An 11,230-nucleotide genomic window follows, 5' to 3' on the forward strand; every position below is an offset into this window, starting at 1 on the left:
GCCGTGATCGATATCAGCGAGTCCGTGATGCAGTTCCTTCTCGCGTTCATCGTCGTCGGCCCCCTCCTGGGAGCCGTCGCCGCCCTGCTGCCCGCCCCGCCCGGACTGCGCGGCAAGAACCCCGGCCAGGCGGTGCTGCGCCACGGCGTCACCGTCACCGGGGCGATCCTGGCCGCCGCGATCGCCCTCGTGATCGGCTTCGACCACGACCGGCCGTCGAGGATGCAGGCCCAGACCGACATCAGCTGGATCCCCGCCCTCGACGTGCGCGTCCACCTCGGCGTCGACGGCATCTCTCTCCCCCTCCTGGTCCTGACCGCGCTGCTGACCTTCCTCTGCGCGCTCTACAGCTACTACAAGATGCCCGAGGGCCCGTCCCCCAAGGGCTTCGTCGCGCTGCTCCTCGTCCTGGAGTCGGGGACGCTGCTGACCTTCGCCGTCCTCGACCTGGTGCTCTTCTTCCTGGCCTTCGAGATGGTCCTCATCCCGATGTACTTCCTCATCGCGCGCTGGGGCGGCCGGGCCCGTCGGGCCGCCGCCTGGAAGTTCATCCTCTACACCCTGCTCGGCTCCGTGATCATGCTGCTCGGACTGCTGCTGATCGGGCTGCAGGCCGGCACATTCGACATGGTGGCACTCGCCACTGACAACGGCCGGGGACTGACCCTGTCCACGCAGGTCATCGCCGTTCTGGCGATCGGGATCGGACTCGCGGTCAAGACCCCGATGTGGCCGCTGCACAGCTGGCTCCCGGACGCCCACACCGCCGCGCCGACCGTCGGATCCGTACTGCTCGCCGGCGTGCTGCTGAAGATGGGCACCTACGGATTCGTCCGGATCCTGCTGCCCGCCGCCCCCGACGGCATGCGCGTCTTCGCGCCCTACCTCGCCGCCTTCGCCGTCGTCGGCATCATCTACGGATCCCTCGCCTGCCTCGCCCTCGCCAAGAAGGGCGCCGGCGGCGACCTCAAGCGGCTGATCGCGTACTCCTCCGTCGGTCACATGGGCTTCGTCCTCCTCGGCATCGCCACCATGACGCCCACCGGCGTCAACGGCGCGCTCTTCGCCAACATCGCCCACGGCCTCATCACCGGCCTGCTCTTCTTCCTGGTCGGAGCGCTCAAGGACCGCTACGGCACCGCCGATCTCGACACCCTCGCCGGAGCCGCGGGCGCGGCCCTCTACGGCAGCGCCCCCCGGCTCGGCGCCCTGCTCGCCTTCGCCGCCGTCGCCTCCCTCGGACTCCCCGGCCTCGCCGGATTCTGGGGCGAGATGCTCGCCCTCTTCGGGGCCTTCGACCCCGCGGCGGGCCTGAGCCGCCCCGCCTTCCTCACCTTCATGGCGATCGGCGGATTCGGCACCCTGCTCACCGCCGCGTATCTGCTGATCGTCGTCCGCCGCGTCTGCATGGGCGTGCCCCGCCCCGGAGGCCGCGAGACCCGGGCGATCGCCGACGTCCAGACGTACGAGCTGGTCACCTGGTCGCCGCTCGTCGCCCTCACCGTCCTCGCCGGACTGTGGCCCGCGGTCCTCCTCGGCCTCACCGACCCGGCCGTGCAGAAGCTGCTCGCAGGAGGCAAGTCGTGATCACGACCACCGGAGGCGCCGCCCCCGCCGTCGTCACCGCAGCCGCGGACGTCCCCAGCGTCGTCCAGTCCGTCGACTGGCTCGCCATCGCGCCGCCCGTCATCGCCGCGGCGACCGCCCTGCTCTGCCTGGTCGCCGACCTGTTCACGGCCGAGCGGCACAAGCGGCTGCTGGGCCTCGGCGCGGCCGCCGGACTGGTCGCCGCGATCATCGCCCTCGTACCGCTGCGCGCCGGCGAACGCCAGACGTTCTGTCTCACCGCCGACACCGCGACCTGCAGCTACACCGCCGACCACTTCACCCTGGCCATCCAGCTGCTGGTGCTCGGCGGGGCGCTGCTGACCGTGCTGCTCTCGCTGCACGGCTCCCGCGGGGAGCCGCCGCCGGGGGAGTACTGGTTCCTGCTGCTCGCCTCCGCGTCCGGCGCGGCCCTGCTGCCCGCCGCACGCGATCTCACCACCCTGGTCGTCGCCCTCGAAGTCGCCTCGCTGCCCGCCTTCGCCCTCGTCGGCATGCGGCGCGGAAACCGGCTCTCCAGCGAGGCGGCGCTGAAGTTCTTCCTCTCCTCGGTCACCGCGACCGCCGTGACCCTGCTCGGCGTCAGCTTCGTGTACGCCGCCACGGGCAGCCTCCACCTCACCCGGATCGCCGCCGAGCTGGGCGACGTCCCCGGCCAGCTGGACACCCTCGCCAAGACGGGCGTCGCGCTGACCCTCATCGGCTTCGCCTTCAAGACGGCCGTCGTCCCCTTCCACTTCTGGGTCCCCGAGACCTATGTGGGCGCGCCGCTGCCCATCGCGGGCTTCCTCTCCGTCGTCGGAAAGGCGGTCGGCTTCACCGGGCTGATCCTGGTGACCGTCGTCGCGTTCCCCGCGTACGCCGACGTCTGGGGCCCGGCGATCGCCGTGCTCGCCGCGCTGACCATGACCGCGGGCAATGTCGCCGCGCTGCGCCAGGCCGCGGGCCGCCGCTGGAGCGCGGTGCGTCTGCTGGCCTGGTCGTCCGTGGGACAGGCCGGATACATCCTGGTCCCGATCGCCGCCGCCGCGTACTCCAGCGACGACCAGATCGGCGCGACCGTCGCGTACGCCCTGATGTACGCCGTGGTCAACCTCGGCGCGTTCGCGGTGGTGGTCCTGGTCGCCCGTACGAAGCCGCTGAACCGGATCTCCGACTACCAGGGGCTCTACGCCACCCGCCCGCTCGCCGCCCTCGCCCTGGCCTTCTTCCTGCTCTGCCTGGCCGGGCTGCCGCCGGGCATCATCGGGCTCTTCGCCAAGGTCGTGGTCTTCTCCTCGGCCGTCGACGCGGGTCTGGGCTGGCTGGCCGTGATCATGGGCGTCAATGTGGTGATCGCTCTGTACTACTACCTGAAGTGGACCGCGATCCTCTTCAGGGCCCCCGCGGAGGCCGCCGAGCCCGCCGAGAGCGGCGGAACCACGGCTCCCGCCGCCGGAGCGGCGCACCGGCGGGTCCCCGCCGCCGTCACCGCGGCCATCGCCCTGACCGCCGTCCTGGGCGTCGTCCTCTCCGGCTATCCGCAGCTGGTGCTGCGCTTCGCGGCGACCAGCCTGTTCTGACCGTCACCCGAACGGACCGGCCCCCGGCACGGAGCACAAGGGAACTGGCGTCCTTCGCCTGGCGTTGACCAGTACAGAAGGGTCCACTGGAGAGTGGAGCACCACGCAAAGGGTTCCCCTGCCGCACCACCTGGAGGGCGTACCGTGCACCGCCGGCACAACGGGCTGAAGACCGCCGTACTCCTCGGCGGAATGTCCGCACTCATCCTCGTCATCGGCAGCTTCTTCGGCCGTACGGGGCTCGTCGTCGCGCTCGTCGTCGCGCTCGGCACCAATGCGTACGCCTACTGGAACAGCGACAAGATGGCGCTGCGGGCCATGCGGGCCCGCCCGGTGAGCGAATTCGAGGCCCCCGGCCTCTATCGCATCGTCCGAGAGCTCTCCAGCTCCGTCCGCCAGCCCATGCCCCGGCTGTACATCTCGCCCACCCAGGCCCCCAACGCCTTCGCCACCGGACGCAACCCGCGCAACGCGGCGGTCTGCTGCACCGAGGGCATCCTGCGGATACTCGACGAGCGGGAGCTGCGCGGCGTCCTCGGCCACGAGCTGAGCCATGTCTACAACCGGGACATCCTGATCTCCTCCGTCGCCGGAGCCCTCGCCTCCGTGGTGATGTTCCTGGTGAACTTCGCCTGGCTGATCCCCGTGGGCCGGTCCGACGACGACGGCCCCGGATTCGCCGGAATGATCCTCATCCTGATCCTGGGACCGGTCGCCGCCTCCATCATCCAGCTCGCCGTCAGCCGCTCCCGCGAATACGAGGCGGACGCCTCGGGAGCCCAGCTCACCGGCGACCCGCTCGCCCTCGCGAGCGCCCTGCGCAAGCTCGACGCCGGTACGAAGCAGCTGCCGCTCCCCGCGGAGCCCCGGCTGGAGACCGCGAGCCACATGATGATCGCGAATCCCTTCCGCCCCGGGAAGGTCCTGTCCAAGATGTTCTCGACCCATCCGCCCATGGCGGAGCGCATCGCCCGACTCGAACAGATGGCAGGTCGTCGTCCATGAAGACAATCCTGAACGTCATATGGCTCATCCTCTGCGGCTTCTGGATGTTCCTCGGCTACATGCTCGCGGGTGTGCTGCTCTGCATCACGATCATCGGCATCCCGTTCGGCCTGGCCGCCTTCCGGATCGGGGTCTACGCCCTCTGGCCCTTCGGCTACACCGTGGTCGACCGCCGGGACGCGGGCGCGCCCTCGTGCGTCGGCAATGTGCTGTGGCTGGTCCTCGCCGGCTGGTGGCTCGCCCTCGGGCACATCGTCACCGGAATCGTCCTGTGCGTCACGATCATCGGGATCCCGCTCGGCATCGCGAACTTCAAGCTGATCCCGGTCTCGCTGCTGCCGCTGGGCAAGGAGATCGTCCCCTCCGACCAGCCCTTCGCCACCCGCTGAGGCCCGGACCGCCCCGCCACCGCCGCCGGTCCGCCGCCCCTCGGCCGCCCGGCCCGCGCCACTGGTCCGGGCCGCCCCGCCGATCCCGGCCGGGCCGCCCCGAGCCGGCCGGACGTCTCGCGGAAGACCGCCGCCCCCCTCCGGGAGGGCGGCGTTCCGCTGCTCCGGCCGACTGTCAGTGGCATGGCTCACCATGAGGGCATGTCCGCCCGGCGACGGGACAGATGACGGGACAGACGACGGGACAGCCGGCACCGGCGCGACGGACGCCGCCCGCTTCCGCAACCGCGTGGGGCATTTCGGCGTCTTGAGAACAACACCGCACGAAAGGCAGGTTCAGGGCATGAGCATCATCAGCTGGATCATCCTCGGTCTGCTCGCCGGGGCCATCGCCAAGATCCTGCTTCCGGGGCGCGACCCGGGCGGTCTGATCGTCACCACCCTCATCGGCGTCGTCGGCGCGTCCCTCGGCGGCTGGATCTCGGCCCGCTTCTTCGACCGGCCCATCACCAAGGAGTTCTACGACGGGACCACCTGGCTCGCGGCGATAGGCGGCTCGCTGGTGCTGCTGGTCGGGTACCGGCTGCTGTTCGGTCACTCCCGCTCCCGCTGAGCCGCCGCACCCGCCGCCGAGGCCCGCCCGCTGACCTCCGCCCGCTGACCTCTGCCCGCTGACCTCTGCCCGGCTCTCCGGAGCCGGGCCCGGGTCTCAGCCCGTCAGCCCGGTCTCCCGCAGGGTGATGTTCAGCCGCCCGGCAGTCATCCCCGACGCCGGGTCGGCCGTCCCCGGATACACCTTCGGCACCCCGTGGTACGCGAACCGGGACGGCCCGCCGAAGACGAACAGATCACCGGACGCCAGCTCCACATCGGTATGGGGACGCCCGCGCGTGTGGGTGTTGCCGAGGCGGAAGACACAGCGGTCACCGATGCTCAGCGAGACCACCGGAGCACCGGACCGCTCCTCCTTGTCCTGGTGCATCCCCATCCTCGCCGCGCCGTCGTAGAAATTGATCAGCGCCGTGTCGGGGGTGTACGCGTCCCCGCCCCCGCCGGGGCCGCCCGGCCCCTCCGGCCCGTACGCCGCCGCCAGCGCCGACCGGCCCAGCTCCACCAGCCAGTCGGGGAAGCCGGCGACCCGCGCGCCGTTCACATCGTCGGCCGTCCGGCTGTAGCGGTACGGCTGCCAGTGCCAGCCCAGACACACCGTCCGCACCGACATCACGCCGCCGTTCGGCAGCACGGTGTGCCGCAGCGGCACCGGACCGCGCGCCCAGCCCCGGCACGCCTCCACCAGCTCCCGCTGCCGGGCGGGCGACAGCCACCCCGGCACATGCACGGCCCCCGGCGCGAGGACGACCGGCTCGCCCGGCCGCCGCACCGCCGGGCTTCGAGCCCCGTCCCCCGACCTCTCGTCCCCCGACCTCCCGGCCCCGGGCGGGCCGGAGACGAGCGCCTCGGGGAAGAGGGCCTCCGGGAAGCCGGTCCCGTCACCCATGGCGCAGCGCTCCCTCCAGCCCCAGGAGACGTTCCTTGCGCTCCAGCCCGCCCGCGTACCCGCGCAGGGCCCCGTCCGAACCGATCACCCGGTGGCACGGCCGCACCACCAGCAGCGGATTCCGTCCGATCGCGGTCCCCACCGCGCGCACCCCGGCCCGGGCGACGCCGACCCGCCGGGCGATCTCCCCGTAGGTCGCCGTCGTCCCGTACGGGATCTCCTCCAGCGCCCGCCAGACCTTCCGCTGGAACTCCGTGCCGGACTCCACGCACTCCACGTCGAAGCCCGTGGTCACGCCCGCGAAGTACGAGGTCAGCTGGCCGCCGATCTCCTCGAAGGCGGCCGGGTCGCGCCGCCAGCCGTCCTGGACGACCGCCGCGCCCTTCTGCCCCGGGAGCGACAGCGAGGCGAGCGCGGTGCCGCCCGGGGCCGTACCGGAGGCCGTTCCGACCAGCAGCACCTCGCCCAGCGGGCTCTCGATGGTCGTATGGACCGTCATGGCGGCCATGGCCGTTCCCTTTCTCGCGCTCTCCCGTGGCGCGCGTTCCGGGCGCCACATCTCCGAGTGTGCGGTGCCGCAGCCCCCGACGCTGGCGGAATTCGGACATCACGCCCGGGGCCGTCACCCCGCCGGGCGCCGCCCGGACCACCCGCCCGAGCGGGCCCCGCCACCGGACGCGGCCGGGCGCGGACCACCGGGAGACTCCCGTGTGGCCGCGCCCGGCCGTCGCAGCCGTACCGATTCCGCACCGGCCCCGCCCGGGGGCCGGCGGTGCGGCGACTCGGTCAGCGGTAGTTCACGTACTGCAGCGCGAAGTCGAAGTCCTGGGCCTTCAGCAGCGCCTGCACGGCCTGGAGGTCGTCACGGCTCTTGGAGCTGACCCGCAGCTCCTCGCCCTGCACCTGCGCCTTGACGCCCTTCGGGCCCTCATCGCGGATGATCTTCGCCACCTTCTTGGCGTTCTCCTGGGAGATCCCCTCCACGATCGAGGCGAAGATCTTGTACTCCTTGCCGGACAGCTGGGGCTCGCCCGCGTCCAGCGCCTTCAGCGAGATCCCGCGCTTGATCAGCTTGGACTGGAATGCGTCGAGGATCGCGGCGACCCGCTCCTCGGAGTTCGCCTGCAGCAGGATCTTCTCGCCTGACCAGGCGATCGACGCCCCGACGTTCTTGAAGTCGTACCGCTGGGAGATCTCCTTCGCCGTCTGATTGAGGGCGTTGTCGACCTCCTGCCGCTCGACCTTCGAGACGATGTCGAAACTGGAGTCGGCCATGTCCTGTGGCTCCTTGTATCGGGTGTGTGGAGGGCGGCCGGAGTCCCCGAACCGCTCGGCCAAGCCTAGCCACCCGCACCGGTCCCGGCCGCTGATCAATCCGGTGGCGAAGCACCCCCGGGTATCGGGTATCGTTTACGTCGTCGCCAAGGACACCGCCACCGAGCGGATCGCCCGAGGCGGCACATCCCATGGCGGTGTGCCCGAGTGGCCAATGGGAGCGGACTGTAAATCCGCCGGCTTAGCCTTCCCAGGTTCGAATCCTGGCGCCGCCACGTGATAGAGATGGCCCCCGATCCGCGGAGACGCGGATCGGGGGCCGTTCTCGTACCCGGAAGACGGAAGGCGGCGGGCCGACCGCCGACGGCCGACACCGGGTCGACCGGCCGGCCGGCCCGGCCCGGTGCGGGCAGCCCGCGGCCGGCCCGTCTGGCCGTCAGTCCGCCAGCCGGAAGGACAGCTCGATCTCCCACTTGCTCAGATCGGGCTCGATCCGGGGATCGGTCAGATACGACTCCAGCCGGCACCCCCACCGCTCCACCCCGTCGCCGGTCTCCGTCATGTCCCAGACCAGCCCCTCGCGGTCGGCCCACTCCCGGAGCGCGGCGGCGATGTCGAACAGCTGGTCGGGGTGGCCGGTGTGGGCGACGGTGGCGTAGCGGCCGGGAGGAAGGGTGCCGATCCGGATGTCGCCCTCCGGCTCCGGGGCCATGACGACCGGGATGCCCGCCTCGACATCGGACTCTCCCGCCATGTCGACGGTGTTGAAACGGAAGAAGGGCGCTCCCGCGAAGGCGACGCCGTGGTCCGTCAGCCAGCCGATCAGTTCGCCGAGACGGTCGGCGATCACATGGAAGGCGTCCATCCGGACCGAGCCCCGGATGAAGGCGTAACGCTGCTCGCCGCGCTCCACGACGACGGGCGAGATGGCAGGTGTGTCGTTGCTCATGACAGAGAGGACTGCCCCTCCACGGGGAACTCATCGATCCGCCGTCCGGTGATGAATCGGCCGGAGCCGGAGCCGGAGCCGGAGCCGGAGCCGGAGCCGGAGCCGGAGCCCGAAGCGGACCGCCTGGCCAGGATCTGGGCGCGCCCCGGCTCCGGCCCACGCCCTGGACCGCGCCCCCGAAGCGGACCCGGACCCGGATCCCGAAGCCGCCCCGGACCCGGCCCCGGATCCCGAAGCCGCCCCGGACCGCCCCGGACACCAGCCCCCGCACAACGAAGGCCCGGCCCCGCGGACACACCGCGGGACCGGGCCCGGCCGCCGCTCCCCTCAGAGGGAGAGCGACGGAACGCACCTCAGCCGTTCAGGGACGCTCCGCACGAGCGGCCGTTCCGTCGGACCGGTGTCAGGAGATCACCTTGATCGCCTGCCAGCCGCCCCAGCCGACCACCGTCGGCGGTCCGACCAGACCGGTCTTGCGACCGGGGAAGAACTCCAGACCGGCGGTGGCGTTCGCCGTGGTGGTCCACAGGTCGGGGACGCTGTCCCCGTTCGAGTCGCCGCCCGCCGTCACCAGCGGACGCGCGGCCGGAGTCCAGCCGGTGGCGTACGAGGTGCGGTTGGCGGAGTCGCCGATGGACGCCGGGTCGGTGCCGCCGTCCGGGACGCCGTCGCCGTCCGCGTCGCCGCGGCTCTTGCCGTGGTAGAGCCAGACCGCGCCGCTCAGCGTGTCACGGGCGATCAGATCGGTGAACCCGTCGCCGTCCACATCACCGGGGGAGGCCAGGGTCATCTTGCCCCAGCCGTTGCCGCCGATCGGATAGCCGGCCTGGATCTTGCCGCCCGGGGAGCCGGGCAGGAACCAGAGCTGGTCGCCGATCACACCGACGAAGTCCGGGTGGTGGCCCTCCGAGTCCGGGGTGACGTCCCCGACCGAGACGAGCTGCTTGAGCGTCGCCGGGTCGACGGACGGCGCGCCCGTCTCCTCGTCACCGAAGAAGTAGACCTCCTGCCGGGTGTCGTCGGTGAACGAGCCCTGGCCGTCGTTCGGGTAGTACCAGAGCTTGTTGTCCTTGGTACGGGCCACGAGGTCCTCGTAGAAGTCCTCGGTCAGGTCCCCGCGGTGGGTCAGCAGCGCGCCGCTCCACTGGCCGGTCTCGGACATCAGCACCGAGGGGGCGACGGAGCCGTTGCCGGTGCCGCCGTACAGCCGGAGGTTGTTGGCGCCGTCGACCGCGAACATGTCCGGCAGACCGTCGCCGTTGACGTCACTCGGCTTGTCCTGGACGCCCGGGCTCTTCACGGTGAACTTGTACGGGTACCGGGGGCCGGCGTTCCCCGCCGCGTCGAAGCCCTGCACATAGAGGATGTGCGAGCCCGGGGTGAGCGGGGTGATCGTCGCCTTCGCCGGGCCGCCCTTGACGGCGGGCTTGGCGGAGACGTTCGGCGGGGTGCGGTCCAGACCCCACTTGTACTCGACGATGTCCGAGCCGCCGGGGGTGTCGAAGACGAAGACGCCCGGAGTGCGCGCCAGCGCGCCGTCGGGGCTGTCCCCGGTGAGCTGCTCCGGGTAGACGGCGTTCTCGGACACGACCGTCGGCATCACGGAGGGGGCCGTCGGGTCGAAGCCGAAGCGGCAGCCGTTCGCGCCGAGGCTCGGCGTCCAGTCGGACGCGAACGCCGGGTCGGCGACATCCTCGGTCTGGGCCTTCCAGGAGAACTGGCCGCCGCTCGCCGCCTTGTTGTCGTCCAGCAGCTTCTTCGGCACGGTCACCCGGACCGGGACGCCCTTGGGGTCCTTCGCCGAGACGGTCGCCTTCACGCGCTTCTGGAAGAGCAGACCGGGAGCGACATCACGTTTGCCGGTCGCCCAGAGGTGGAACTCGACGTTGACGTCGCCGCCGTCCGGGTCCCAGGCCTGTGAGACAAGGGTCACATCGGTGTTGCCGACGGTGACGTACGAGGTTCCGTTGCCGCACTCGGTGCCGACCTTGGTGCTGGGGATGGTGTCCATCGCCCAGGGGGCCTTCGGCGGGCGGTTGAACTCGACGATCAGCTTGGCGTCCGGCTTGAACTTCTTCCAGCTGTACTCGTCCTTGGCGTCCTCGGCGCTCTGGGGCGCGCGCAGGCCGAAGGTGAGGTTGGGGTACTTGTTCGCCGCGGCCTTCTGAGCGGCCTGGTTCGCCTTGAGGTCGATCGCCTTGTCCGGGCAGCCGAACGTCTCATTGCCGTGGGCGTAGTTCCGTACGTCCTGACGGGTGTCCCAGGCGGGCTGCTTGTTCCAGGTGGTGCCGGAGCTGATCGCGCCGGTCAGCCACAGCTCCACCGGCTTGGCGGTGCAGGACCAGGAGTGCGTCTGGGTGATCTGGAACTGGGCGTCGACCACCTTCACCCCGGCGAGGAACTTGGAGTCGACCCGGAAGAACGACCGGGCGGTGCCTCCGCTGCTGCTTTCGTAGCCGACGCGGGCCTCACTGGTGGTGCCGCCGCTCCAGCCCGTTCCGTTCCAGTAGCTGCTGGTCGGGTGTGGCTTGTAAGCGATGGTCCACGCCTGGCGGGCGCCGGTGACCCGGGGGTCGATGTAGACCGGGTAGGTGGTCTTCGGCGAGTCCAGCAGGGCCTGGTCCGGGGTGAGGATCAGCTTACTGTCCGTCACCTGTACGCCGACCTCGGCGCTATTGGTCCCGGGGTTCAGATCCGACGGCGGCGCGGCCTTCGCGCTCGTGGGCCTGGTGACGGGAGCCTTCCGGGCCTGCGCGCCGGGCGGAGTGGTCCCCGAGGCCGTGTCCGTGCCGGAGGAGTCCCACATCCGGGCGGTGGAGGTGGAGAAGACGGGCTGGCCGGCGGGGTTGAGTGCGGTGACGGCGCCGCTCTCGGGGTCCTTCTTGAGGGTGAGGCCGTCGGCCTTGAGCCCGAAGTCGATGGCGGTGAGTTCGGGGTTGTCGGCGGC

The 11,230-nt window shown here is 71.3% G+C and carries 10 protein-coding genes and 1 tRNA gene; 6 read left to right on the forward strand and 5 right to left on the reverse strand.

The annotated features are described in order from the left end of the window. The first annotated feature begins 3 nt into the window (after positions 1 to 3). From ACF089_RS33130 to ACF089_RS33150, 5 genes are all read left to right on the forward strand, one after another. Positions 4 to 1,587 carry a NuoM family protein gene (locus tag ACF089_RS33130; protein ID WP_392034940.1) on the forward strand — a complete coding sequence of 528 codons (1,584 nt, stop codon included), beginning with the start codon at positions 4 to 6 and terminating at the stop codon, positions 1,585 to 1,587. Continuing rightward, positions 1,584 to 3,167, forward strand: coding sequence for an NADH-quinone oxidoreductase subunit N (locus tag ACF089_RS33135; RefSeq protein WP_392034943.1), 1,584 nt, complete (start codon positions 1,584 to 1,586; stop codon positions 3,165 to 3,167). Before ACF089_RS33130 ends, ACF089_RS33135 begins: the two co-directional genes overlap by 4 nt. A 144-nt stretch (positions 3,168 to 3,311) precedes the next feature. Beyond that, complete coding sequence (gene htpX / locus ACF089_RS33140; RefSeq protein WP_392034946.1) at positions 3,312 to 4,172, forward strand: zinc metalloprotease HtpX; 861 nt, start codon at positions 3,312 to 3,314, stop codon at positions 4,170 to 4,172. Then, positions 4,169 to 4,561, forward strand: coding sequence for a YccF domain-containing protein (locus ACF089_RS33145; protein ID WP_392034948.1), 393 nt, complete (start codon positions 4,169 to 4,171; stop codon positions 4,559 to 4,561). The genes htpX and ACF089_RS33145 overlap by 4 nt, the downstream gene beginning before the upstream one ends. Before the next feature lie 343 nt (positions 4,562 to 4,904). Continuing rightward, positions 4,905 to 5,174 (forward strand): GlsB/YeaQ/YmgE family stress response membrane protein, encoded by a 270-nt coding sequence (locus ACF089_RS33150; protein WP_392034951.1) that lies wholly within the window; start codon positions 4,905 to 4,907, stop codon positions 5,172 to 5,174. Between the two features lie 96 nt (positions 5,175 to 5,270). Here ACF089_RS33150 and ACF089_RS33155 read toward each other — a convergent pair whose 3' ends face one another. The 3 genes from ACF089_RS33155 to ACF089_RS33165 form a co-directional block, all read right to left on the reverse strand. Next, a complete protein-coding gene (locus ACF089_RS33155) occupies positions 5,271 to 6,059 on the reverse strand; it encodes an alpha-ketoglutarate-dependent dioxygenase AlkB family protein (RefSeq protein ID WP_392034954.1) in 789 nt (262 codons plus the stop codon). Beyond that, complete coding sequence (locus ACF089_RS33160; RefSeq protein WP_392034987.1) at positions 6,052 to 6,558, reverse strand: methylated-DNA--[protein]-cysteine S-methyltransferase; 507 nt, start codon at positions 6,556 to 6,558, stop codon at positions 6,052 to 6,054. The genes ACF089_RS33155 and ACF089_RS33160 overlap by 8 nt, the downstream gene beginning before the upstream one ends. 287 nt (positions 6,559 to 6,845) lie before the next feature. Next, a complete protein-coding gene (locus tag ACF089_RS33165) occupies positions 6,846 to 7,334 on the reverse strand; it encodes a YajQ family cyclic di-GMP-binding protein (protein WP_392034957.1) in 489 nt (162 codons plus the stop codon). A 193-nt stretch (positions 7,335 to 7,527) separates the two neighbouring features. On the opposite strand from ACF089_RS33165, the gene ACF089_RS33170 reads away from it, so the two are divergent. Further along, positions 7,528 to 7,609 (forward strand) — tRNA-Tyr (locus tag ACF089_RS33170). A gap of 161 nt (positions 7,610 to 7,770) precedes the next feature. On the opposite strand, the gene ACF089_RS33175 is transcribed toward ACF089_RS33170, so the two are convergent. Both ACF089_RS33175 and ACF089_RS33180 read right to left on the reverse strand, forming a co-directional pair. Beyond that, complete coding sequence (locus tag ACF089_RS33175; protein WP_392034960.1) at positions 7,771 to 8,283, reverse strand: GyrI-like domain-containing protein; 513 nt, start codon at positions 8,281 to 8,283, stop codon at positions 7,771 to 7,773. A 403-nt stretch (positions 8,284 to 8,686) separates the two neighbouring features. Continuing rightward, positions 8,687 to 11,230, reverse strand: a 2,544-nt coding sequence (locus ACF089_RS33180; RefSeq protein ID WP_392034964.1) for a DNRLRE domain-containing protein, incomplete at its 5' end; no start/stop codon positions are given.

Source organism: Streptomyces sp. NPDC014894 (assembly GCF_043080985.1).
GTDB lineage: Bacteria > Actinomycetota > Actinomycetes > Streptomycetales > Streptomycetaceae > Streptomyces.

Bases quoted from the DNA above. Each gene is read 5' to 3' on its own strand.
- ACF089_RS33160 (WP_392034987.1), bottom strand. From the start codon at position 6,558: ATGACGGTCCATACGACCATCGAGAGCCCGCTGGGCGAGGTGCTGCTG.
- ACF089_RS33175 (WP_392034960.1), bottom strand. From the start codon at position 8,283: ATGAGCAACGACACACCTGCCATCTCGCCCGTCGTCGTGGAGCGCGGC.
- ACF089_RS33145 (WP_392034948.1), top strand. From the start codon at position 4,169: ATGAAGACAATCCTGAACGTCATATGGCTCATCCTCTGCGGCTTCTGG.
- ACF089_RS33155 (WP_392034954.1), bottom strand. From the start codon at position 6,059: ATGGGTGACGGGACCGGCTTCCCGGAGGCCCTCTTCCCCGAGGCGCTC.
- ACF089_RS33165 (WP_392034957.1), bottom strand. From the start codon at position 7,334: ATGGCCGACTCCAGTTTCGACATCGTCTCGAAGGTCGAGCGGCAGGAG.
- ACF089_RS33150 (WP_392034951.1), top strand. From the start codon at position 4,905: ATGAGCATCATCAGCTGGATCATCCTCGGTCTGCTCGCCGGGGCCATC.